Origin of the sequence: Catenulispora sp. GAS73 (assembly GCF_041262085.1) — a bacterium.
Classification (GTDB): Bacteria; Actinomycetota; Actinomycetes; order Streptomycetales; family Catenulisporaceae; genus Catenulispora.
The window spans coordinates 259,720-283,166 of the sequence record NZ_JBGCCM010000002.1 but is presented as its reverse complement, the minus strand read 5'-3'; the positions used below and the strand labels follow the sequence as shown (position 1 = coordinate 283,166).

General features: G+C 70.7%; 20 protein-coding genes and 1 pseudogene. 15 read left to right on the top strand and 6 right to left on the bottom strand.

Features of this window, described 5'->3' with window-relative positions:
- Positions 1-3 precede the first annotated feature (3 nt).
- Positions 4-1,488, top strand: coding sequence for an NAD(P)H-hydrate dehydratase (locus ABH935_RS03755; protein WP_370376349.1), 1,485 nt, complete (start codon positions 4-6; stop codon positions 1,486-1,488).
- Here ABH935_RS03755 and ABH935_RS03750 read toward each other — a convergent pair.
- Positions 1,482-1,853, bottom strand: coding sequence for a hypothetical protein (locus tag ABH935_RS03750; protein WP_370376348.1), 372 nt, complete (start codon positions 1,851-1,853; stop codon positions 1,482-1,484). The genes ABH935_RS03755 and ABH935_RS03750 overlap by 7 nt on opposite strands.
- A 745-nt stretch (positions 1,854-2,598) precedes the next feature.
- Complete coding sequence (locus ABH935_RS03745) at positions 2,599-3,402, bottom strand: GNAT family N-acetyltransferase (RefSeq protein WP_370376347.1); 804 nt, start codon at positions 3,400-3,402, stop codon at positions 2,599-2,601.
- Between the two features lie 104 nt (positions 3,403-3,506).
- Between ABH935_RS03745 and alr the strand changes: the two genes are divergently transcribed.
- The 5 genes from alr (at position 3,507) to ABH935_RS03720 (ending at position 8,886) form a co-directional block, all read left to right on the top strand.
- Positions 3,507-4,685: an alanine racemase gene (gene alr, locus ABH935_RS03740; RefSeq protein ID WP_370376346.1), complete on the top strand. Its 1,179-nt coding sequence runs from the start codon at positions 3,507-3,509 to the stop codon at positions 4,683-4,685.
- 52 nt (positions 4,686-4,737) lie between these two features.
- The gene (locus ABH935_RS03735) at positions 4,738-5,922 is read left to right on the top strand and encodes an alpha/beta fold hydrolase (protein ID WP_370376345.1); all 1,185 of its coding nucleotides are present in this window, start codon (positions 4,738-4,740) and stop codon (positions 5,920-5,922) included.
- 47 nt (positions 5,923-5,969) lie between these two features.
- Positions 5,970-6,692 (top strand): glycosyltransferase family 2 protein, encoded by a 723-nt coding sequence (locus tag ABH935_RS03730; protein WP_370376344.1) that lies wholly within the window; start codon positions 5,970-5,972, stop codon positions 6,690-6,692.
- Positions 6,689-7,141: a DUF2304 domain-containing protein gene (locus ABH935_RS03725; RefSeq protein ID WP_370376343.1), complete on the top strand. Its 453-nt coding sequence runs from the start codon at positions 6,689-6,691 to the stop codon at positions 7,139-7,141. The genes ABH935_RS03730 and ABH935_RS03725 overlap by 4 nt, the downstream gene beginning before the upstream one ends.
- Positions 7,142-7,305: 164 nt before the next feature.
- Positions 7,306-8,886 carry a DUF2142 domain-containing protein gene (locus ABH935_RS03720; RefSeq protein WP_370376342.1) on the top strand — a complete coding sequence of 527 codons (1,581 nt, stop codon included), beginning with the start codon at positions 7,306-7,308 and terminating at the stop codon, positions 8,884-8,886.
- A 21-nt stretch (positions 8,887-8,907) separates the two neighbouring features.
- On the opposite strand, the gene ABH935_RS03715 is transcribed toward ABH935_RS03720, so the two are convergent.
- Complete coding sequence (locus tag ABH935_RS03715; RefSeq protein ID WP_370376341.1) at positions 8,908-11,916, bottom strand: lipopolysaccharide biosynthesis protein; 3,009 nt, start codon at positions 11,914-11,916, stop codon at positions 8,908-8,910.
- 87 nt (positions 11,917-12,003) lie between these two features.
- On the opposite strand from ABH935_RS03715, the gene ABH935_RS03710 reads away from it, so the two are divergent.
- Both ABH935_RS03710 and tsaE read left to right on the top strand, forming a co-directional pair.
- Positions 12,004-13,734 (top strand): hypothetical protein, encoded by a 1,731-nt coding sequence (locus ABH935_RS03710; RefSeq protein WP_370376340.1) that lies wholly within the window; start codon positions 12,004-12,006, stop codon positions 13,732-13,734.
- 28 nt (positions 13,735-13,762) lie between these two features.
- The gene (gene tsaE / locus ABH935_RS03705) at positions 13,763-14,314 is read left to right on the top strand and encodes a tRNA (adenosine(37)-N6)-threonylcarbamoyltransferase complex ATPase subunit type 1 TsaE (RefSeq protein WP_370376339.1); all 552 of its coding nucleotides are present in this window, start codon (positions 13,763-13,765) and stop codon (positions 14,312-14,314) included.
- A gap of 49 nt (positions 14,315-14,363) precedes the next feature.
- Here tsaE and ABH935_RS03700 read toward each other — a convergent pair whose 3' ends face one another.
- The gene (locus tag ABH935_RS03700) at positions 14,364-15,005 is read right to left on the bottom strand and encodes a hypothetical protein (protein WP_370376338.1); all 642 of its coding nucleotides are present in this window, start codon (positions 15,003-15,005) and stop codon (positions 14,364-14,366) included.
- Positions 15,006-15,039: 34 nt separating this feature from the next.
- Between ABH935_RS03700 and tsaB the strand changes: the two genes are divergently transcribed.
- From tsaB to ABH935_RS03675, 5 genes are all read left to right on the top strand, one after another.
- The gene (tsaB, locus tag ABH935_RS03695; protein ID WP_370376337.1) at positions 15,040-15,696 is read left to right on the top strand and encodes a tRNA (adenosine(37)-N6)-threonylcarbamoyltransferase complex dimerization subunit type 1 TsaB; all 657 of its coding nucleotides are present in this window, start codon (positions 15,040-15,042) and stop codon (positions 15,694-15,696) included.
- A gap of 16 nt (positions 15,697-15,712) precedes the next feature.
- Positions 15,713-16,183 (top strand): ribosomal protein S18-alanine N-acetyltransferase, encoded by a 471-nt coding sequence (rimI, locus tag ABH935_RS03690; RefSeq protein WP_370376560.1) that lies wholly within the window; start codon positions 15,713-15,715, stop codon positions 16,181-16,183.
- Complete coding sequence (tsaD, locus tag ABH935_RS03685; RefSeq protein ID WP_370376336.1) at positions 16,180-17,229, top strand: tRNA (adenosine(37)-N6)-threonylcarbamoyltransferase complex transferase subunit TsaD; 1,050 nt, start codon at positions 16,180-16,182, stop codon at positions 17,227-17,229. The genes rimI and tsaD overlap by 4 nt, the downstream gene beginning before the upstream one ends.
- Positions 17,226-17,516 carry a hypothetical protein gene (locus ABH935_RS03680; RefSeq protein ID WP_370376335.1) on the top strand — a complete coding sequence of 97 codons (291 nt, stop codon included), beginning with the start codon at positions 17,226-17,228 and terminating at the stop codon, positions 17,514-17,516. Before tsaD ends, ABH935_RS03680 begins: the two co-directional genes overlap by 4 nt.
- A 112-nt stretch (positions 17,517-17,628) precedes the next feature.
- On the top strand, positions 17,629-18,627 hold the full coding sequence (locus ABH935_RS03675) for a polysaccharide deacetylase family protein (RefSeq protein ID WP_370376334.1): 999 nt from the start codon (positions 17,629-17,631) through the stop codon (positions 18,625-18,627).
- Here the strand turns inward: ABH935_RS03675 and ABH935_RS03670 are convergent.
- Positions 18,624-19,208, bottom strand: coding sequence for a hypothetical protein (locus ABH935_RS03670; protein ID WP_370376333.1), 585 nt, complete (start codon positions 19,206-19,208; stop codon positions 18,624-18,626). The two genes, ABH935_RS03675 and ABH935_RS03670, sit on opposite strands and share 4 nt — an antisense overlap.
- 668 nt (positions 19,209-19,876) lie before the next feature.
- Between ABH935_RS03670 and groES the strand changes: the two genes are divergently transcribed.
- Both groES and groL read left to right on the top strand, forming a co-directional pair.
- On the top strand, positions 19,877-20,173 hold the full coding sequence (gene groES / locus ABH935_RS03665) for a co-chaperone GroES (RefSeq protein ID WP_012785229.1): 297 nt from the start codon (positions 19,877-19,879) through the stop codon (positions 20,171-20,173).
- Positions 20,174-20,324: 151 nt separating this feature from the next.
- Entirely contained in the window at positions 20,325-21,947 is a 1,623-nt protein-coding gene (gene groL / locus ABH935_RS03660) for a chaperonin GroEL (RefSeq protein WP_370376332.1), read from the top strand.
- 456 nt (positions 21,948-22,403) lie between these two features.
- On the opposite strand, the pseudogene ABH935_RS03655 reads toward groL, so the two are convergent.
- A pseudogene (locus tag ABH935_RS03655) lies at positions 22,404-22,665 on the bottom strand (WhiB family transcriptional regulator); the annotation flags it as partial.
- Between the last annotated feature and the right edge of the window lie 782 nt (positions 22,666-23,447).

The following is a 23,447-nucleotide window of genomic DNA, read 5'->3' as shown; positions in this document are numbered from 1 at the left end:
AGCATGCTGACGGCGCATTCGGTGGACCAGGTCCGGCACGCGGAGGCGGCGCTGATGGCGCGCCTGCCCGACGGCGAGCTGATGCAGCGCGCGGTCTCCGGGCTGACGTCGGAGTGTGTACGGCTCCTGGGAGGCGTCCGTAGAGGCGCCCACGGACGCGTCGGGCGCGTCTACGGCGCGCGCGTCCTCGTTGTCGCAGGCAGCGGCGACAACGGCGGCGACGCCCTGTACGCCGCTGCCCGCCTGGCCCGCCGGGGGGCTAAGGTCGAGGCCGTCCTGCTCGACGAGGCGCGCGCCCACGCCGCCGGCCTGGCAGCCCTCCGCGCCGCCGGTGGCCGGGTCAGCGCCGCGGGGGAGTGGCGCTACACCCCCACCGACCTGGTGCTCGACGGCGTCGTCGGAATCGGGGGCCGAGGAGGTCTGCGTCCCGCAGCGGCAGCGGTGTTCGAGCAGATCGCAGCGACCGACCCCCGCCCCCTCATCGTCGCCGTGGACCTCCCCAGCGGCATCGACGCCGACACCGGCGAAGTCGCCGGCCCCGCGGTGAACGCCGACGTCACCGTCACCTTCGGCACCTACAAGCCCGGCCTGTTCATCTCCCCGGCCGCCGAGCACGTCGGCGACCTCCGCTTCGTCGACATCGGGCTGGCACCCCACCTCGAAGGCGCCCCGGTCCTGGAAGCCCTCGAACCCGCCGACATCGAAGCCCTCCTGCCGACGCCCACCGCCGAGAGCAACAAGTACCGGCGCGGCGTCCTGGGCCTGGCCGCCGGATCCCCGCGCTACCCCGGCGCCGCCGTCCTCGCGACCGGCGCGGCTCTGCGCAGCGGCGTCGGCGCGGTCCGCTTCGTCGGCGAGCCCGAGGTCAACGCGGGCGTCCTGGCCCGCTACCCGGAAGTGCTGATCGGCGACGGCCGGGTCCAGGCCTGGGTCGTCGGCCCCGGCATCGGCCCGGACAGCACCGACCGCGTCGCGAAAGCCCTGGCCACCGACCTGCCGGTCCTCGTCGACGCCGACGGTCTGACCGCGCTCAAGCAGCTCGGCCAACCCGACAAGCCCCTCGACCGTTCCCACCCGACGCTGCTCACGCCGCACTCTGGCGAAGCCGCACGCCTTCTCGATGACGCCGCCTGGACTCCCGAACACATCGAGGCCCACCGCCTGGCCGCCGTCCGCGAACTGGCCGACCGCTTCGGCTGCACGGTCCTGCTGAAGGGCTCGACGACGCTCATCGCCGACCCGGGAACCACCACCGTGCGCGTCAACCGCACCGGCACCCCGGCCCTGGCCACCGCGGGCTCCGGCGACGTGCTGTCAGGCCTCGCAGGCGGCCTGCTCGCCGCCGGGCTGCACCCGCTGGACGCCGCCGGCGTCGCGGCCCACCTGCATGGCCAGGCCGCCCTCGACGTCCAGCGCCGCCACCCCGGCCGCCAGCTCATCGCCTGGGACCTGGTCGAAGCCCTCACCGCGGCGCGTGTGGCTCACTGAGGCGCCCGGACACTCCGGAATCCCCGCGACAGCAGGCACAGCAGCCCCAGCACCTCCACCGCCCCGCTGATCCCGAACGCCGTCCGCAGCCCGAACGCCCCGACCATCAGCCCCATCAGGCCCATCAGGCCCATCGTCAGCGGCACGATCCCCAACGAGATCAGCGTCGTGACACTCCCGACCCGTCCTCGGAAGGCGTCATCGCACTCCGCCTGGATCACCACCGTCGCGGGCACCCCCATCGCGCTCGACAGCACCCCCGCCGACGCCGACGCCGCGACCACCCCGCCCAACCCCGAGTACTGATGCGGCTCCAGCAGCCGCGGTCGCAGCGCCACCGAAGCGGGCATGAACAGCGCGTCCACGACCCCGAACACCAGCCGCGACGGCCGCCAGCAAGCCCAACCTCGGCGATGTCGCCGTGGGCCTCTGTCAGGACCTCTGTTTGGTGTCTGCGCGCTGCCGGGTGTGCGGTTGGTCTGTGCGTTTACAGGCGATTTTTACGGCTTCGCGCAGGGGTTGATGACCTCGCAGGGGGACGCAGTTCGGTTGTGCGCCACGTGTCGCGGTGGCGGCTGGCGGTTTTCGTGGGCAAGACCGCGCGGTGGTTCGGGTCTGAGCGTGGTGCGCTGGCGGCTGCCGGTTTTCGTGTCCACGACCGCGCACAGGTCCGAGTCACTGCGCACGCGTTGCGTAGGCGGCAATCGTCGGGCGTGGTGGGCGCCTTGAGGCCTCCGGCGGGCGCTCTACAGCGAGGGGGCGACCCGCGCGTCGGGCTGTTTGGCGGCGGCCCGCGACTGGTCGGCTTTCTGTCCGCTCGTGGTGCGCCGCGCTGTCTGCTGGCGGTGTTGCTTGTGGTCGCCGGGTTCTGGGTCCCTCGCCGCGTCGTCGCCGTAAACGGAACCAGCCCGGTCCGGTGGTGTAAAGCCGGATCACTGCTGCTGTGGTCCAGCCTCGTTCGGCTTGACACCACCGGCCCGGCCAGGTTGGCTGCGCCCGCCGACGCGGCGAGGGGCACAGAACCAACACCCCGCATGGTCCGGTCGGACCCACCGCGCGTTGGCCCGAGTCACGGCGGCCGGAGGCCAGTGCGCTGCCGCTGAAAGTGCCTCAGGGCTTCCAGATGAACAGCATCTCCCCAAGGCTCCGGTACCCGATCGACGCGTACAACCGCTCCTGATCAGGCCCGGAAGGCGACAGCCACACGCAGTCCAGCCCCGCCACCTCCAGCAGATGCCGCGAGAGCGCCGCCGTCACCGCGGCCCCGGCCCCGCGCCGCCGGAATGGCGGCCGCGTCGCGATCCCGCCGATCTCCGTCGTCCCCGAGTTCGCCGATCCGCTGCCGCCGCCGGCCATCGGGACGCCGGCCGCTGCGCTGTCCGCGGCGCCGCGCGCCAGCACCAGGAACCTCCCGGCGTCCACCGCGCCGCGCATTCCGATCACATCGTCGGAGAAGTCCGCGTCGTCCTGCGGCTCGTCCGACTCGCCGTACGCCTCTCGCTGTGCCAGCGCCACCCCGCGTAGTTCCTCGTCCGTCGCCGACTTGTCCAGCACCACCACCTCGACGCCGTCCACGGCACCCGGCTCGACCAGCTCTGCGGCCGTCACCACCATGAACGGCAACCGCTGCTGCACCTCGAACCCGGCCGCCAGCAGCGCCTCCTCCAACCCCGGGGCCCCGCCCGGCGCGAACTCCAGCCGCGGCGTCCGCTCCCGTCGCGCGAAGGCCGCGAGCAACGCATCGATGTCCTCGGACGTCACCACAGCGTCGACTTCCGGCACCGCGTAGTTCAGGAAGGGATTGGCGCTGCCGGCGTCGAAACCGATGTGGAACGGCCCACATGCCTCATTTATCGCCCGGGCGCGGGCGTTGCCGTGCAGGTAGCCGTTGACCTTCGCTTCGAGCGCTTCCACAATCAAGAACCCCCACTGATGAGCAGGGCCGCGAGGGCCCGGCCCCGGCCGAAGGCGACCTGGTGTCACCATCAAGACCGCGGCGGCCTGGCAGACTACCGTCGATGACAGATCTGACCGCCACCGATTTTTCGCCCGGCCCGCTGCGTGCCGAGGCGCGGATCGACCTGGACGCGATCCGCGCGAACACGCGCCGCGTGGGACAGATCGTCGCCGAGTCCGGGGCCGGGGTCATGGCCGTCGTGAAGGCCGACGCCTACGGCCACGGCGCCGTGCCGTGCGCCCGCGCCGCCAAGCAGGCCGGCGCCGCGTGGCTCGGCACCGCCCTGCCGGAGGAGGCGCTGCAGCTGCGCGCCGCCGGGCTGACCGGCCCGATCCTGGCGTGGCTGCACCCGGCCGGCGGGCCCTGGGACGAGCTGATCGCGCGGGAGATCGACGTCACCGGCTACGCCCCCTGGGTCCTGGAGGAGATCACCGCGGCCGCGCAGCGCCTGGGGATCCCGGCGCGCGTGCAGCTCAAGGCCGACACCGGCCTCGGGCGCGGCGGTACCCAGCCGCACGACTGGCTGGAGCTGGTCGAGCTGGCCGCCAAGGCCGAGGCCGCCGGGCACATCCGGGTCACCGGCGTCTGGTCGCATTTCGCCTGCGCCGACGAGCCCGGCCACCCCTCGATCCGCTCCCAGCTGGACCTGTTCCGCGAGGCTCTGGCCGTCGCCGACCACGCGGGCCTGCGGCCCGAGATCCGCCACATCGCCAACAGTCCGGCCGCCCTGAGCCTGCCCGAAGCGCATTTCGACCTCGTCCGAGCGGGCCTGGCGCTCTACGGCCTCTCGCCCCTGCCGGACAGCACCCCCGCCGACTTCGGCCTGCGCCCGGCGATGACCCTGCGGGCGCGCGTCGCGTTGGTCAAGAACGTCCCGGCCGAGCACGGCGTGTCCTACGGGCACATCTACCACACCTCGGCGCCCACGACCCTGGCCCTGGTCCCGCTCGGCTACGCCGACGGCCTGCCGCGCAACTCCTCCAACGTCGGCGAGGTCCTGATCGGCGGCCGGCGGTACCGGATCGCCGGGCGGATGGCGATGGACCAGTTCGTCGTCGACCTCGGCGACCCCGACGCCGTCCGTGACCTGCGGGTCGGCGACGAGGTCGTGATTTTCGGGTCCGGCGAGAGCGGCGAGCCGACCGCCGACGACTGGGCCCGCGCGACCGGGACATTGAATTACGAGATCGTCACGCGCATCGGTCCGCGTGTCCCGCGGGTCTACGTCGGGAACTCGTGACGTAAGGGGCCGACGGTGAACACCGCGAGGGCCGTCGAGCGGAAGGGGCGTCATGGCAGTCAGCACCGCTAAGAAGGCGGGGATCGCCGGAGCCGCGGTCGGCGTGATCGCCGCCGGGGCGGCGGCCGGGTTCGCCATCGAGCGCGCCACCATCGGCCGCGCCGTCCGCCGGCTGGCAGAACCCCGCCGCCTGGCCGAGCCCTACGGCACCCTGCGCGGCAAGCCTTTGACGGTCCGCGCCGACGACGGTGTCGGCCTGTACGTGGAGGTCGACGGCCCGCAGCTGTTCAGCGGCGGCGCCGGCTGGGCCCGCCGCCGCGGCCCGCGCGCCGAGGTCGGCCCGACCCTGGTGTTCTGCCACGGCTATGCCCTGCACCAGGACACCTGGCACTACCAGCGCGCGGAGTTCGCCGCGACCAACCGCTGCGTGTTCTGGGACCAGCGCGGGCACGGCCGCTCCGAACGCGGCACCCCGGCCTCGCACACCATCGACCAGATAGGGCGCGACCTGTTCACCGTGCTGGAAGCGGTGTGCCCGGACGGCGACGTGGTCCTGATCGGTCACTCCATGGGCGGTATGACGATCATGGCGCTGGCCGCGGAGCACCCCGAGCTGTTCGGCGGCCCCGAGGGCGGCGAGCACGCGCGGGTGCGCGGCGTGGTGCTGTGCTCCACCACCGACGGCCACTGGAACGAGATGACGCTGGGCCTGCCGGCGCGCGCCGCGCAGCTGTTCCAGCGCACCGCCCCCGGCGTGTTCGCGCTGCTGGGCCGCGGTCACACCCTGGTGGACCGGACCCGCCGCGCCGGGACCGACCTGGCGCAGCTGCTGACCCGCCGCTACGCCTTCGCCTCCGACGTGCCCCCGGCGCTGGTCCGGTTCACCGACGAGATGCTGTCCAGCACGCCGATGGACGTCATCGCCGACTTCTTCCCGACCTTCTCCGCGCACAACAAGGCCACCGCGCTGCCCACGCTGGGCCGGGTGCCGGTGGAGATCATCGTCGGCGACCACGACCTGCTGACCCCGGCGTTCCACAGCGAGCGGATGGCCGCCGAGATCGACGCCGCGGCGCCCGACGACGCGCACCACACCGGCGTGGAGATCGTCCCGGCCGGCGGGCACGTCCTGCCGCTGGAGCACCCCGACGCCGTGGACGGGGCGATCCGGCGCGTGCTGGCGCGGGTGGACACGTCGGGCTTGGGCACCTCGGGCTCTGGCACATCAAGCCATTAGGCCTAATCACGGTGCGCCTCATGCGATAACCGCACAATCTGGGACTTGTGCAGACAGCGGAGGCTCCCGGTTCGGCTGGGACTTCGGAGTTCGACGACGTCTGGGTCGTCATCCCCGTCTACAACGAGGGCTCGGTGATCGCCGAGGTCGTCGCAGGCGTCCTGCCGACGTTCCCGAACGTGGTGTGCGTGGACGACGGCTCGCGTGACGACTCCGCCGACCACATCTTCCGCACGGCCGCACACCTGGTCAGCCACCCGGTGAACCTGGGCCAGGGCGCCGCGCTGCAGACCGGCCTGGAGTACGCGCTGCTCCAGGAGGGCGCGGAGTACTTCGTCACCTTCGACGCCGACGGCCAGCACCGCGTGGAGGACGCCGCCGAACTGGTGCGCGCGGTTCGCGACGGCGGCGCCGACGTGGCCCTCGGCTCGCGCTTCCTGAGCGGAACCGTGCACGTGCCGTGGGTCAAGCGCGCGCTGCTGAAGACCGTCGCCGCGCTCAGCCCCGCGGCCCGCCGCCTGGAGCTCACCGACGCGCACAACGGCCTGCGGGTCCTGAACCGGGCCGCCGCCTCCCAGCTCAAGATCACGATGAACGGCATGGCGCACGCCTCGGAGATCGTGGACTACCTGGCGCGCTCGGAGCTGGAGGTCACCGAGGTCCCGGTGACCGTGCTCTACACCGACTACTCCAAGGCCAAGGGCCAGTCGCTGATCAACGGCGTCAACATCCTGTTCGACCTCTCCCTGCGGTCGCGGAGGACGCCATGATCATCCAGGCCATCCTGCTGGTGATCGCGGCCGGCTTCCTGCTGCTGTTCATCCGGCACTGGTACTCGGTGCAGACCAGGGCGCTGAAACGGCTGGCGTTCCTGGTCTTCATCGCCCTGATGGTGGTCGCGATCCTGCGCCCCAACTGGGTGAACTCGCTGGCCCACAAGGTCGGCGTGGGCCGCGGCACCGACCTCGTGCTCTACGCGCTGACCGTGGCGTTCGTCTTCGTGTCGGTGAACACCTACTTCCGGCTCAAGACCCAGGAGGCCCGGTTCACCGAGCTGGCCCGGGTCATCGCGGTGCGCGACGCGACCACGCTGAACGCGCAGCGGCTCGGGCGTCCGGTGCGGGAGGCGGCCGCGATGACCGACGTCTCCGGGCCGCCCGGCCTCGCGACGCCGCTGCCCCCGCTCACCGGCGGATCGGCCGGGGGAGCTGCCCGGTGAGCGGATCCGGCGCGCTCGAACCGCCGCCGCAGCCACTTCCGGAACCGGAACCGGGCCGGGAACCGGGCTCGAACCCGGCAGCAGGGTTTCCGGCGGCTTCATCAACTCCGGCTTCCCCGGCTGCTCCGGCTGCTCCGGCGAGTCCGACGCCAGACCTGGCAGCCGTGCCGATCCTCCCCGCCAAACCCCGCCGGCCGTCCTGGCCACGCCGCAGCACCGCCAAAGTCCTCAGGGTCCTCAACCGCCCCTGGCTGCTGGCCCTGGTCGGCTTCTTCCTGGTCTCCACCGGCTGGGCCTTCGCCTCCCCGATGTCCACGTCACCGGACGAGCCCTCCCACATGGTGAAGGCGGCCGCGACAGCCCGCGGCGAGTTCGTGAACTCGACCTCCCGCCACGAGATCAGCGGCGGCTTCGAGAAGACCTGGCTCGGCTATCCACTGCCCGCCAAGTACGGAACTCTCGACGCGATGTCCGCGTGCTTCCGTAATTCGTTCCTCTCCGCGGCGTGCGGCAAGAAGTTCGGCACCGACAACTCCACAGCGATCGTCGAGACCTCTGCGGGGAACTACAACCCCGCGTACTACTTCCCTGTAGGGCTCCCCAGCCTGGTGCTCCCTGGAGTCGGCGCGCTATACGGAATGCGCCTAGCGTCCGCACTACTCAACTCAGGGCTCCTCGCAGCAGCAGTCGGCATAGCCGCCGGCTGGCGCCGTCCCGGCTGGCCACTGCTCGGTGTCATCGCTTGCGGAACCCCTATGGCGCTCTTCCTCAGCGGCACAGTGAACTCCAACGGGATGGAGGCCACAGCCGCAGTACTCGCCTGGACTGCGGCTATGTCCCTGGCGCTCGACGACGACCCGAAACCCGGTCAAGTAACGCGGCGCGCTATAGGGCTCGCCATAGGGGGCGCACTGTTGGCGAACACCAGGAGCCTGGGGATCGCCTTCGTGGCGTCCATCCTGGTCGCTCTGGTGATCGTGGCCGGACCGCGCAAGCTCGCCTGGCTGGTCCGATTCCGGGCCGTGCAGATCATGGCGGGCGTGCTGATCCTCGGCGGTGTCGCGGCGTTCCTATGGAGCCGCTACGCGGACGGCCTCACCACCTCGAACCTGTCGTTCCCCACCCTCACACCGGCGGTCGTGTTCAACGAGGTGTTCTGGAGCTCCGGCACCTACGTCATGCAGATCGTCGGCGAACTCGGGTGGCTCGACGTCGCCCTGCCACCGGGCACCACGATCGCCTGGTACGCGGTCGCCGGCTTGCTCATCCTGTGTGCCTTCGGCGTAGCGCGCTGGCGCGAGGTGACGGTCGTAGCGGCCCTGACCGTCGGCACGGTCGCCATCCCGATCATCGCGCAGCTGCTGGAGGCCAAGCGCTTCGGCATCGGCTGGCAGGGCCGCTACATCCTGGCCTGGGCGTTCGGCCTGCCGGTACTCGCCGGCCTGCTGATGGCCCGCCGCGTCGGCGCGGACCTGCCCGGCGCGCTGGAGCGGCGTGTGCCGACGGCGTCAGCCATCGTGCTCGCCCTGGCCGGCCTCGGAGCCTTCTACTGGTCGATGACGCGCTATGCGCACGGCGGCTGGAGGAAGTACGGCATCACCCCGATCCAGTGGAGCCCGCCGGGCGGCTGGATCATGTGGTGGATCGTCTACTCGATCGGGCTCGTGATCCTGGTCGCGGCCGTCGCCGTGCGGCGACGGGACGTCCTGTGGCATCCGCCGCCCGCCGCAACAACGCTTAGCTGAACGGCCTCCATAGCTGAACAGTCAGTGGTTCCGCGGCCCCGCGAAGTTGTTCATCCAGGACTGGTCGCCGGTCGCCGAGCACTCATGGTTCGGCGCGTACTTGGGGCAGGTCCCATCGGGCTTGCGCATAGTCTGCGACACATAGGCGAGGATCTTGTAGCTGTTCGTCTTAGCGGGCATCCAGTAGTCAGACACCGACGACGCCGCACTCCCCAGCACCATCAGCACCGCGGCCAGCACCCCGACGTGTGCCCCGAGCCGCGAGGGCAGCGGCGGCCAGGACCCCAGCCGCGTGGCGCCGAAGGCTGTCGCCGCAGCGCCTAACACGAGGATGCAGTACAGGAGCTGGTTGTCGGTGCGCGGCCACAGCTGCACGGTGCCGGTAGCCCACATCCGTGAGGCGATCTCCATCCGCCACAGCCAAGTCCCGGCGAACACACACGCCACGGTCACCGCCAACGGCCGCCGCCACCCCAACCACAGCGCCACGCCGAGCCCGGCGAACGTCAGGACGCTGAACAGTCCCAGACCCGCCAACTCACCCGGCGGCGGCCACTGCCCCACATCACCGGGCATGTCCGTGCGCCACATAGAGAAGAACGTAGGGTCGGTATAGGCGTCGAACCCATAAGCGCGATCCACGTTCCCCGGTCCGATGAGGTCGTTGACGTACCAGCCACACAGCAGCCCGAACACCCCGACCGTCACCCCGATGAACGCCAGCAGCCTGCCGACGCGCGCCCTCGACCACGGGAACAGCAGCAACACCGCCGCCACCAACCCTGGCGCGCTCCACAGCGACGACCCCGGATACGTAAGGAACAGGGCCGAATACAGGAGCCCGAAGAGCAGCGCGCTGACCAGTACCCGCCGCCACGCCATGTCCCCGACCCGCGTCGTGTGCCGCACCGAGAGCACGAACACCGGCAAAAGAACGATCATCACAACAGCGCCGTACGGCTTGTAGGGGTCGATGATCGAGTACGCCGGCACCACCCCCACCACCAGCGCCCACAGCGGACTCAGTACGAACCGCCACGCCAGATACGCCGCAGGCCCGGTGATCGCGGCCCCGCCGATCTCCATGTCCCGGAACGCCGACGCGGTGTTCCCGTGGTGGAACAGCTGCGCCCACCATGCCAAGGCGTGCAGCGTCAGCGGCGGATAGGTCGGGTTCGGATTGCCGTGTCCGTGCACGATCGATTCCGACCACTGCACCAGCCGCCCGGTGTCCCCGGACAAGCCGAACAGCGGCCACGGCGTCCCCCGCAGCGCCACCACGATCCCTCCGGCGAGGAACCCCGACGCCAGCCCCGCGAGAGCAGCGCAGACCAGGTGCTTCACCAGGACGTAGTTCCGGCCCCCACGCCACCGGTGCGCACCGATGAGCAGCGCGAGCAGCACGATCCCCAGCGCCGTGAACCGCACCTGCAACGCCGCCAGCGCACTGACCTGCCCCGTCCGGTCCAGCGGATCTACGTCGACGTACCGCGCGGCGACCGGCATCGCGAAGGCCCCGACCAGCGCCGCGGCGACCTCACCGGCCGGCCTCGCGACCCGCCGCAGGCGGAACCCACCTCCCGGCCACCGCCCCGGCGTCCCGCTGGTCATCGCGCCCTGCCTCTCCTGACCCGATCGGCCCTGCCGCCGGGGGAACGACCGAGATCGCCACCGGTCACGCGACCCGCGCCCGCTGACAGTGCCGACTGCGGCACCGACGGCTTCGCCCGCTACCGCCTCTGCCCGTGCCCCTGCCTCCGCCCCACTCCGCACCCCGCGCAGTGCCCCTGCGAGCCCGATCCCCATGACCGCGACGACCGTCGCCGGCCCGCCCAAGCCCCCGGCCGCCGCCGCGTGCAGCGGATCCACCGGCAACTCCACCAACACCGCGAGCACCACCGCCCCCGCGCCCCAGGCCATCGGCACCAACCGATGCCGATCCAGCGCCACCAGCGTCGGCTGCAGAATCGCCGCCGCCATCAGAAAGACCGTCCCGACCCCCAACACCGCCAACAACTCGTGCGACAACGCGGCCTTCGTCCCGAAGAAGACCCGCAGCACCCACGGCCCGGCCAGGGCCAACACCCCCGTGCCCACCACCCCCAGCGCCGCGACCGCCGCCAACGCCACACGAACCCGCCCCCGCAGCGCCGCATGATCGCCCCGCGCCGCCGAACGAGTGAGAGCCGGCAGCAACATCGCCTGAATCGGCGAGATCAGCAGCAGCGGAATCCGCACCAGCACGAACGCCTGCCCGAACGCAGCCGCCACCGCGTCAGAGTGCGTCAGCCGCGTACTGGCGACCAGCGGCGGCAAGTTCGCCACCACCTGCGTCAGCAAACTGCCGGCGACCAACAACGCCAGCCCGCCGGCCGCCGAGCGCTCCCCGGTCTCGAACGCCGAGACCTCGACGTCCAGACAGTCCCGCCCCGCGTCCTCGAACCCTTCGCGCAGCCACCACAGTCCCGCCAGCGTCGCCAACCCCTGCGCCGCCGCGAACGCCAGCGCATAGCCCCACGCCGGTCCGCCCCGACCAGTGGCCACAAACACCGCCACGCACGGGACCAGTCGCCCCAACCCCTCCGTGGCCAGCGTCGCGGCGTACCCGTGGAACTCCTGCCGCCCGCCGAGAATCCCGCGCACCCAATAACAGGCCGCCCCTACCCCCGCGGCCAGGACCAGCGCCCCGAACAGATCCCACTGCCCGCGCAGCGGCCCCGAGACCAACACCGGCGAGAGCGCCGCCAGGACGACCACAGTGATCCCGAATAAGAACGCAGTATGCCGCCGAGCTCTATGCGCCACCGGTGCCAGAGCCCTCCCTTCGGCCACCGCCCGACTCGTGGCCCGGCTGGTCTCCTGCTCCAAACCGACGAACACGCCGAGCGTCACCAGCCCCGCCAGGAAGTACAGCGAAGACAGCGCGGCGGCGTCCGAGGGCGTGGAGGAGTGCCCGGTGACCGCCAGGAACACATACCCTGACAAGCCCACCAGGAGCAGCCCCGCCGCCATCCCGACGGAGGCCCTCATGCTCACCTCCGGTGCGGGAGTCCTCGGCGCCGATCATGCCCTGGCCGGAACGTGGGTAATCAGTCCCAAAAGCGGTATATGCCCCTCATGCGACGAGCCGCCGGCCTCTGGCGTCACGATGTGCTGGGGGTCCGCCTCGGCACGCTCGTCATCGCCCTGGCTCCGCTCGCACTGACGATCGCCTACACCCTGGACACCCGCGGGATCTGGCTGCACCCTCCCGACAGCCGCTACTACCTGACCATGACCGCCCGAGACATGGGCCACCCGGTCAGCGACGCCATCGCCCGCACCCGCGCAGCCACCGGCTGGCGCCTCGCGCCCTGGTACTTCGCCGGGAACGAACCCACCTGGCAGTTGGTCAAGACGCGCGCGCTGTACCCGTTCCTGTCCATCCCGTTCGTCTGGCTGACCGGTCTGAAGAACGGCACCATGTACGTCCCCTGCGCATCACTCCTCGCGTTCTCCTGGACCACTGCGTGCGTCCTGCAACGCCTCTACGGACCCGCGGTAGCGGCGCTCATCGCCGGAGCCTTCGGCCTGACCGTAACCGTGACCGGCCTCGTCTGGGCCACCACCGACGCGCTGGCCTTAGCGCTGTCCGCAGTCCTCGTCGCCAACCTGCCGATCGAACGCCGCGTGAGCCGCGCCAACCTGGTCTGGCTCGGCGCGGCCTGCGTCGCCCTGGCCCTGACCCGGCAGGTCGGTGTTCTGGCGCCCGCGATGGGCGTCGCGGGCTGGGCCTGGGCACTGGTGCGCGAACGGACATGGCGCAACCCCTGGCTCGGGGCGATGGCCGTCACCGTCGTCGTCACCGGGGGAATGCAGCTGATCCTGGGAATGGTCGCGCACGTCGACACCCAGGGCATCGTGACACGCGACCAGTCCACCTTCGGCGGCGTCGTCAGCCGACTCCTGAGGAACGTACGTACGGTCACCACAGGCGACCTGCGCTATATGTGGAACGAAGACCGGCTTCTCTATGTGCTGCTCGGCACAGCCCTTCTCATGGCCCTGGTCCGCTTCACCAAAGACCTGGCGGCCGTCTTCTGGGGAGCGTTGGCCTCCGCATACGTACTCACCGCAGGGGTCGGATACAGCGCGGGCATGCGCTACGAGATCATCATGTTCCCTGCCGCCGCAGTCGCCGTCGGCGGATTCGCCGCCTGGGCACTCGGCCAAATGGGCTCGCCGTTCCCCCTCGTACGCGAACCCGAAGTAGAACCCGACCTGCGGCGCTCGCTATGGATCCCGCAGCTAGTGGGGTGCGTAGTGCTGCTCGGCCTCTGCATCGCCGTCGCCGCGGTCGGCGGATCCCGATCCACGATCCCGACGCCTGCGTCGCCCTCCTTCCCAGCTGCGCAGGGCAGCCAGACGTACGCAGTACGGCCCCTGGCAAGACCCGGCGCGGAGGTGACGCTTAAAGCCGCCCTCACGCAGGCGCTCGCCATCCTGAGTAAGAAGGACACCACCCTCGAAGGCGCCTTCGACTGGGTCCACGACCTGAAGTACCGCGTATCCGGCCCCGGAGACCCGAACTACGCGCGCCGCGCCAAGGACGGAACGACTATCACGCGCATCAACGCTATGAGCGGACCGGAACAGACTGCCTTCTCTCAGACGATCACCTTCCAAGGGACTGCGCAGCCCGGCACGCTGGAGATCGACTCACGCCAGACCACACCCTTCGGCGAAGACGTGGACTTCTCCATCGAGGACAGCGCAGGGGTCCGGCACCAGGGCACGGCGACCACGCTCTACCCGATCTGGTCCGCCACCGACCCGGGCTTGGTGACGGCGATCGTCTACGCTCCGTGACGTCCCCGGGGCCCGGTACGGTGGAGCCATGTCGGTGATCCCTGACCAAGCCGGCCCCGGGCTGCCCGGGCCCGTCCTGGAGACCCCCGTCGCGACCGCGGGGGCCATGCAAGACCTCGGCCGGCGCCTCGGCGCGCGGCTGCGCCGCGGCGACCTCGTGGTGCTGACCGGCGACCTCGGCGCGGGCAAGACGACCTTCACGCAGGGCCTCGGGGACGGGCTCGGCGTGCGCGGCCCGATCACCTCGCCGACGTTCGTCATCGCGCACGTGCACCCCCCGCTCGCCGAGGGCGGGATCCCGCTGGTCCACGTGGACGCCTACCGGCTGGGGTCCCTGGACGAGCTCGACGACCTGGACCTCGACGCCGACGTCGAGCAGTCGGTGACGGTCGTCGAATGGGGCGAGGGCAAGGCGGAGGTCCTGGCCGACGACCGGCTGGACATCGTGATCTCGCGGGAGTTCGCCGAGGAGCTCGACGAGCCCGGCGACTCCGACGTGCGCTGGGTCGTGCTGCGCGGGATCGGCGAGCGGTGGACCGACGCCGAGCTGGCCGGGCTTGAGGACCGGGACCAGGAGTAGCGGCAGGCAGGTTGACCGCGCGGTGGTGTCAAGCCCGTCGCCCGGCGCCCTACGGCACCACGACGACCGCGGTCCCCTTCACCGTCGCGAACTGCCACACCGCCTGCGCGTCGTTCTGCGTCAGCCGCACCCCGCCGGTCCTCGTCCCGGAGGCCGGTTTGGACGGCAACTGGTCGCCCGGCAGCGAGGCGATCGCGTCGAAGGCGAACTGGTTGGCCCCGCTCTTCTTCGAGCCCCACAGCACCTCGTACTGCACGGCGGCGCCGTCAGCGCCCTGGTGCGTGGCGTACCACTTCCCGACCTCGTAGCTGCCCGCGTCCGGTGTCACGGTGCCCGGGACGGCCTGCGCGCTCAGCTGGACCTTCTCGTCGGCGCCGACCAGCCAGATGCGCGACTTGGACAGGCTGTAGACCACCCGCTTGCCCTTGCCGCTGGACGCCGGCAGCGCCAACGCCGGATCCGGAGACGGCGCGACCGTCTGGCCGGACTGGTTCGTGGAGACCACCGGCTGCTTGGCGGCGACCACCGTGGCCGGCGCCTTGTCCGGCGCCGAACCGTTCGCCTGCATGGCCAGAACGCCCACGCCGACCAGGGCCGCGGCGGTGATCACGGCGACCGATGCCATCGGGTTGACGCGGCTGCGCCGCGCCCGCGCGCTGGACCGCGGGGCGTTCTGCTGCTGGCTGGTCATGGGTCGTATGGTGCCAGAAAGATAGGCTGTGCGGGTGCTCCTGCTCGCGTTCGACACCGCCACCCCGGCCATCACCGTCGCCCTCCACGACGGCGCGCACGTCCTCGCCGAGTCCACCACCGTGGACGCCCGGCGCACCGGGGAACTCCTCGCGCCCGGCATCACCGCGGTCCTGACCGCCGCCGGACGCAAACCGGAGGAGCTCACAGGAGTCGCCGTCGGAGTCGGGCCCGGCCCCTTCACCGGACTGCGCGTGGGATTGGTCACGGCGCGCGCCCTGGGCGACGCCCTCGGCATCCCGGTGCACGGCGTGTGCACCCTCGACGTGGTCGCTTATCAGACCGAGAGCGCAGAGCCCTTCGCAGTGGCCACAGACGCGCGCCGCAAAGAGGTCTACTGGGCGCAGTACACGGACTACCTCACCCGCTCGACCGAACCGGACGTGGCGCACCCCACCCTCATCGCCGAGCGCCTCGCCGGACTCCAGGTCGCGGGGGAGGGCGCGCTCCTCTACCCGGAGGCGTTCCCTAAGGCGATCGAACCGCGCCACCCCTCGGCTGCGGCTCTGGCGGAACTCACTATTAAGCGTCTGCAGAGCGACCCCGACTCCCTCCTGTTCCCGGAGCCGCTCTACCTGCGCCGCCCGGACGCCGTGGAGCCGGGCACCCGCAAGCGTGTCTCCACAAGCTGACGGCGTGGAGACCGTCATGGCCCCGACGTTGCGCCCGTTCCGCTGGTGGGACATCGAGCCGGTGCGGCGGATAGAGCAGGACCTGTTCCCCGAGGACCCCTGGTCCGTGGAGATGTTCTGGTCCGAGCTCGCGGACATCCCGCACTCGCGCTACTACGTCATCGCCGAGCAGGACGGGGCGATCGCCGGATACGCGGGCCTGATGGCCCAGCCCGGCGCCGCCCCCGGCACGGCCGAGGGCTGGGTCCAGAACATCGCGGTGGCCCGCGCGCACCAGGGCCGGGGACTCGGCGCGGTCCTCCTCCAAGCGCTTCTGGACGAGGCCCTGCGCAGGAAGTGCGTGGAGGTCTGGTTAGAGGTGCGCACCGACAACGACTCCGCGCAACGCCTCTACGTCCGCTACGGCTTTGAGCCGGCGGGCATCCGCCGCGGCTACTACCAGCCCGGCAACCACGACGCGCTGATCATGAGGAAGGCAATGGCGTGACGGCACAGAACGACGGACCTCTGGTCCTCGGCTTCGAGACCTCCTGCGACGAGACCGGCGTCGGCATCGTGCGGGGCAACACCCTGCTGGCCGACGCGGTGGCCTCCAGCGTGGACGAGCACGCGCGCTTCGGCGGCGTGGTCCCCGAGGTCGCCAGCCGCGCGCACCTGGAGGCCATGGTCCCGACGGTGCGGCGGGCCCTGAGCGACGCCGGCGTGGCGCTGTCCGACATCGACGCGATCGCCGTCACCGCCGGCCCCGGCCTGGCCGGGGCGCTCCTGGTGGGCGCTGCCGCGGCCAAGGCCTACGCCCTGGCCCTGGACAAGCCGATCTACGGCGTCAACCACCTGGCCGCGCACATCTGCGTCGACCAACTCGAACACGGCCCCCTGCCCGAGGGCTGCGTCGCCATGCTGGTCTCCGGCGGGCACTCCTCGCTGCTGTTCGTCCCCGACGTCACCGGCGACGTAAGGCCCCTGGGCCAGACCATCGACGACGCCGCCGGCGAAGCCTTCGACAAGGTGGCCCGCGTCCTCGGCCTCGGCTTCCCCGGCGGCCCCCTGATCGACAAAGCGGCGCGCGAAGGCGACCCCGAAGCCATCACCTTCCCCCGCGGCCTCACCGGCCCCCGCGACGCACCCCTGGACTTCTCCTTCTCCGGGCTCAAGACAGCCGTCGCACGCTGGGTCGAACGCCGCGAACGCGCCGGCGAGAAGGTCCCCCTGGCCGACGTCGCCGCCTCCTTCCAGGAAGCAGTCGTGGACGTCCTGACCCGCAAGGCCATCCTCGCCTGCAAAGAGAACGGCGCAGACTACCTCCTCATCGGCGGCGGCGTAGCAGCCAACTCCCGCCTCCGAGTCCTGGCCGAGGAACGCGCGGCCAAGGCCGGCATCCAAGTCCGCGTCCCCCGCCCCGGCCTCTGCACAGACAACGGCGCCATGGTCGCCGCCCTGGGCTCAGAACTGGTACGCCGCGGTCGCACCCCCTCCACCCTCGACTTCCCAGCGAACTCCTCGCAGCCGGTTGTAGAGGTGGTCGTCCGATGAGCGCCAAGAACGCGAAGAACCAGTCCCTCATGTGGGAGGTCCGCTGCGAGCCCGGCAAAGCAGCCGCAGTGGAGGAGTGGGTCCGCGCCATCATCGTCCCGCCCCTCTGGGAAGACGAAGCGGTCGCCTCCTACAACGCCTACAGCTCCGTAACCCAAGACGGCGAACGCGTAGTAGTAATCATCGACTACCTAGCCGCAGCCCCCATAGCCCTCCCCGCAGAACCCCCGGAGCACCTGATCGCCAGACCCCCCCACGCCTGGGTCTTCCAACGCCTCGACGTGTGAATGTCCCCCGATTGCCCGTCTTAAGCAACTCTTAAGGTTGCAAACACGTCTTCCCTCGGTAGGGAACCAGGTGGGCTCCCCAGAGCCCACCGAACCGAACTGGGGCAGAGGCGTGACGTACGAGGACCAAGAGCAACCCATAGGCTGTGGCTGCGAAGACCACGGCGCGATACCCGGCGCGGCCCCCACGAACGGCTCCCGCCGCCGCTTCCTGCGCACAGCGGCGGGACTCGCCATAGCGGCGCCCACCCTGCTGGCCGCAGCCTGCAGCTCATCATCCTCATCCCCGAAGCAGAGCACCGCCGCCGGCACCACCCCCACCCCGGGCGCGCCGTCCACAGGCGCCTCCCAGCCCCCCACGTCGCCGTCGGGCACCGCCACCGGCACCGGCGCTCTCCCCGGTCCCGAGACGGCGGACGCGGCCCTCCTGGCGTCCCGCTACGACGGCCTGAAGCCCTTCGCCCCGGCCCCGCCACCCCCCGCGACCAAGCCGGTGAACACAAACGTCGACCTCCCCCCGGTCATAAGCCACGTCCCCACCGACCAGAAGATCTGCTTCCTGACCATCGACGACGGAGCGGAGAAGGACCCCGCCTTCCTCCAGATGGTGAAGGACTTCCGCATACCCATAACGATGTTCCTGGCCGACTGCTTCATCCAGGACGACTACTCGTACTTCACCCAGCTCCGCGACACCGGCTACTGCACCATCCAGAACCACACCCTCCACCACCCCGACATGGAGACCCTCAACCCCCAACGCCAACTGGCGGAGGTCACCGGCCAACAGCAGAAGCTGGTGAAGAACTACAACGCCAACCCATACCTGTTCCGGGCACCCTTCGGAAACTCGAACAAAGCAACCCAAGAAGCCTGCAAGCAAAACGGCCTAAAAGCCATCTGCTACTGGCGAGCCTCCTTCCAAAAACAAGGCTTCCAATGGCAAGCCGCCGACAAGAAGCTCCGCCCCGGCGACATCCTCCTAGCCCACTTCCGAGGCCCCAAAGCCAACGGCAAAGGCTGGCCCGAAATGCACGAACTCATGACCAACCTCTTCCGCATCGTCCAAGACCAGGGCTACACCTTCGCCCGCCTAGAGGACTACGTCTAAGCCCTGCCGCCGCCCTGCTGGCCGGAGCCCTCCGCCGTCGCCCCGCTGACCGCAGCCGTCCGCCGCCGTCCCCCGGAGCGGACCTGCCCGCCGTCGCCTGGAGCCGTCCGCCGCTGCCCGCCGCCGTCCCGCGGACCGGAGTCGCCCGTCGTCGTCCCGCCGCCGTCGTGCGGACCGGAGCTGCTCGCCGCCGCCCCGCCGCCGTCGTGCGGACCGGAGCTGCTCGCCGCCGCCCCGCCGCCGTCGTGCGGACCGGAGCTGCCCGCCCTCTCCCCGCCGCCGTCGCGCGGACCGGAGCTGCCCGCCCTCTCCCCGCCGCCGTCGCGCGGACCGGAGCTGCCCGCCCTCTCCCCGCCGCCGTCCCGCGGACCGGAGTCGCCCGCCGCCCGCCGAAGGCACCTCGCCGCTAGCCCAGCATCGTGGCGCCCACCTGGCGCCGACTCCCCGTCGGGCCCGTAGCTGGTTCCTCCCCGCACTGCCGTTCCCGCCATGTCCCATGAGCCAGCCATGCGCTGTGCCTGATCGCCGCCCTGCTCTGCCAGGCCCCGCCCTCCTCGCAGCGAGCCGTGCCCCTCGCGCATCGCCATTCCTCCCGGCACCGCCCACCGGCCACCCACCTAGCCTCCGCCAACGTCCCGTCCCGCCGCCGGGCCCCCAGCATCATCCATTCGGCCTCGTCGATTCCGCGTAGCCCTGATACGCACAACATCGGATGTCCGACTTGCCCGAATCGCGAAGTATGGACATGTTCCCGGTGACGGTGTCACGACGCACAGCCGCTGGGAATCGACAACCGACAACACCCGTCAGCGCGGACAGAGCTCACCGCGCCGGCGGGCGCATCGGACGTCGTGCCCTCGGACGGTCCCAGACCGCCCGTCTGCTCGGTGGAAGGGGAGTAAATGCCCCGGACACTGGTCAGTGTCCAGGGCGGGGGAGCTCCCCCACCATCGAGCAGTCCCGGGGCCGGCGCGCCGGCCCCGGGAGGGCAACCCACCGTCCGGCCCCTCGGACGGCCAACGGGGGCGCTTGCGCCGCCCGGTATGTCGGCGTGCCATCGTGGGAGTCGCTTTTGCGACTCGCCCCTGGCACTCCACTTGACCGAGTGCTAAAGGCCCGCCTAGTCTCGCTTTGGCACCCTCGCACCGAGAGTGCCAGCGCGATACGGCCGGACCCTGGCACCCGCGACGACAGGTTCCGCAACCAGTTCCCATCGCCGATCCGTCACGCGAACGAAAGGTCACACATCGTGGCTACCGTTGCCATCAAGCCGCTCGAGGACCGCGTCGTCGTCAAGCCGCTCGACGCCGAGCAGACCACCGCCTCCGGCCTCGTCATCCCGGACACCGCCAAGGAGAAGCCGCAGGAGGGCGTCGTCCTGGCCGTGGGCCCGGGCCGCTGGGAGGACGGCAAGCGCGTCGAGCTCGACGTCAAGGAGGGCGACATCGTCCTCTACAGCAAGTACGGCGGCACCGAGGTCAAGTACAACAACGAGGAGTACCTCGTTCTGTCGGCGCGCGACCTGCTCGCGATCGTCAACAAGTAGCACCCGCCCGTCGCCCGACCACCGCCCCAGGTGGAGCGCGACGCGCCGCAGTACTTGATCAGCTGCATTTCCGCCCCGGGCGGCCGGGGACCCGGCCTTGAGCGCCGGGGCGGATTTTTCTTCTTCTTAAAGACAAGGAACGTACTCGCTCATGGCGAAGATGCTCGAATTCGACGAGGACGCCCGCCGCAAGCTTGAGCGCGGCGTCAACGCGCTCGCCGACGCGGTCAAGGTGACCATCGGCCCCAAGGGCCGCAACGTCGTCATCGACAAGAAGTTCGGCGCCCCGACCATCACCAACGACGGCGTGACCATCGCCCGTGAGGTCGAGCTCGAGGACCCGTACGAGAACCTCGGCGCGCAGCTGGCGAAGGAAGTCGCCACCAAGACCAACGACATCGCCGGTGACGGCACCACCACCGCGACCGTGCTGGCCCAGGCGATGGTGCGCGAGGGCCTGCGCAACGTCGCGGCCGGCGCGCAGCCGATCGCGCTCAAGCGCGGCATCGACGCGGCTGTCAAGGCCGTCGCCGAGCAGCTGCTGTCCACCGCCAAGCAGGTGGAGACCAAGGAGTCCATCGCCCAGGTCGGCGCGATCTCCGCGCAGGACAAGGCGATCGGCGACCTGATCGCCGAGGCCATGGACAAGGTCGGCAAGGACGGTGTGATCACCGTCGAAGAGTCGAACACCATGGGCCTGGAGCTTGAGTTCACCGAGGGCATGCAGTTCGACAAGGGCTACCTGTCGCCCTACATGGTGACCGACCAGGAGCGCATGGAAGCGATCCTGGAGGACCCCTACATCCTGATCAACCAGGGCAAGATCAGCTCCCTGAACGAGCTGCTGCCGCTGCTGGAGAAGGTCGCGCAGTCCCGCAAGCCGCTGCTGATCATCGCCGAGGACGTCGACGGCGAGGCGCTGTCCACGCTGGTCGTGAACAAGATCCGCGGCACCTTCACCTCGGTCGCGGTCAAGGCCCCGGCCTTCGGCGACCGTCGCAAGGCGATCCTGGAGGATCTGGCGATCCTGACCGGCGCGCAGGTCGTGGCGCCCGAGGTCGGTCTGAAGCTGGACCAGGTCGGCGTCGAGGTGCTCGGCACCGCCCGCCGCGTGACCGTCACCAAGGACGACACCACCGTCGTCGACGGTGCCGGCGACGCCTCGGCCGTGGCCGACCGCGTGAAGCAGATCAAGGCCGCGATCGAGACCACCGACTCCGACTGGGACCGCGAGAAGCTGCAGGAGCGCCTGGCCAAGCTGGCCGGCGGCGTCTGCGTCATCCGCGTCGGTGCGGCAACCGAGGTCGAGCTGAAGGAGAAGAAGCACCGTCTGGAGGACGCCATCTCCGCGACCCGTGCCGCGGTCGAGGAGGGCATCGTCTCCGGCGGCGGCTCCGCGCTGGTGCACGCCGTCTCGGTGCTGGACGGCGACCTGGGCCTGACCGGCGACGAGGCGACCGGCGTGCGCGTCGTGCGTCGTGCCGCGGTCGAGCCGCTGCGCTGGATCGCCGAGAACGCGGGCCTTGAGGGCTACGTCGTGACCGACAAGGTCGCGAACCTGCCCGTCGGCTCCGGCCTGAACGCGGCCACCGGCGAGTACGTGGACCTGGTCGCGGCCGGGGTCATCGACCCGGTCAAGGTCACCCGCTCCGCGCTGGCCAACGCCGCGTCCATCGCGTCGATGCTGCTCACGACCGAGACCCTGGTCGTCGAGAAGCCGGCGCCCAAGGAGGACGAGGGCCACTCGCACGGCGGCCACGGCCACAGCCACTAAGAACTGGCGGCGCTAAGGGCTCGCGAAGCTAAGAGTCCGCATCGCTAAGAGCTTGCTGGCTCAACAGTGAGCGCTGAGGGCGGCTCTATACGGAGAACTCCGTATAGAGCCGCCTTTCCACTGCTCGCCGTGCAGCCGGAACGACTACCCGAGCTGCGCGTGTTCCGCCGTCCTTACGGACTTCGGGAACCTGTGGAACCCAGCGGATCCACAATCCGCGCGGCTCTAGATGCAACTACTGCTTCGTCTTCGCCTTAGCCCGCACTCCAGCCGAAACCGTATTGGCTGGCCGCGTCATGGTCATCCCATTGCTCGGCGCAGTGGCCGGCGCACCAGAAGGCTTCGCCTGCAGCTTCACCGGCACCTTCGTCGACGGCTTCCGCGTCGGCTTCGAGTTCTTCGCCGAGGCCAGCGCCGCGAGCTTCGCAGCCCGTGCCACAGCCTTCTCGCGTGCGTAGTGTTCGTCGCGCTCTTCCTCGGTCATGCCGCCCCACACTCCATAGGGCTCATGTACCTGTAGCGCGTGCTCCCGGCATGGTTTGCATACCGGGCAGTGCAGACACACTTCCTTCGCGGCCTCCTCCCGCGAGGTCCGCGCCTGGCCGCGCTCGCCTTCCGGGTGGAAGAACAGGTCGCTGTCGGTACCGCGGCACGAGCCGCGCAACTGCCAGTCCCAGAAGTCCGCGTTCGGGCCCGGGAGACGGGACACGTCGGCCATGGCAAGCCCTTCCTTCCGTCGCCCACCCCCGCCGGCGAATCCGCAGGTCAGTCGTCCTGTTGTCGGACGACCGACGGCGAGTCGCTGGATGGAGTGGTCTTCGGCTGCATCGTGTTGGCCGCAGCCGCGGCGGGTGCATGATCCCGGTGAGAATGAGTCGGGAAATGCATCGGCGCCGCGGCGGCGGCCCTACCTCGTGGTGAACCAGGTGTCGGTTGTCCAATACCTGATCCGGCGAGCGGTCATTCCGATCATGCCCCGAACCGTGCTCGATTGTCACTGAGTTGCCGCAATCGACTACGGACTGTGAGCAACGGCACGGCGGTTGACCGCCGGTCGGAAGGAGAGGCACGGCGAAGTGATCGGGCTCCGCGAGGACGACGGCTGGGCGGAAGAAACGTGGGGGCGGGCCTTGGACGCCGGCCGGCCCCCCGAGAGCGGTGGCGGAGGCGGGCGTGGCGGCCGGGGCTCCCGGGACGAAGGCAACGGCAGAGGCGGCCGGGAGGGTCGAGACGGCAGGGGCGACCGCGACGAGCCGGAATCCGACCCGTCGGCACGCCCGGAGGACCGGCCCTGGACCCCGATCCCACGTCAGGCGAAGGCGGCCGACCCGGGCCTGATCCCGCCCCAGCGCCGTCTGAAAAAAACATCGCGGAGCGCGTAACGCTTTCGGGTGAAGCTCGTTTTCCATCTCGGAGTAACGATGGCCCGCGCCCCCGCCCGCCGCCCGTCCGCCTCGCCGGAGGCGCTTCGCGCAGCGGTCTGCAAAAGGGTGGGTGGCG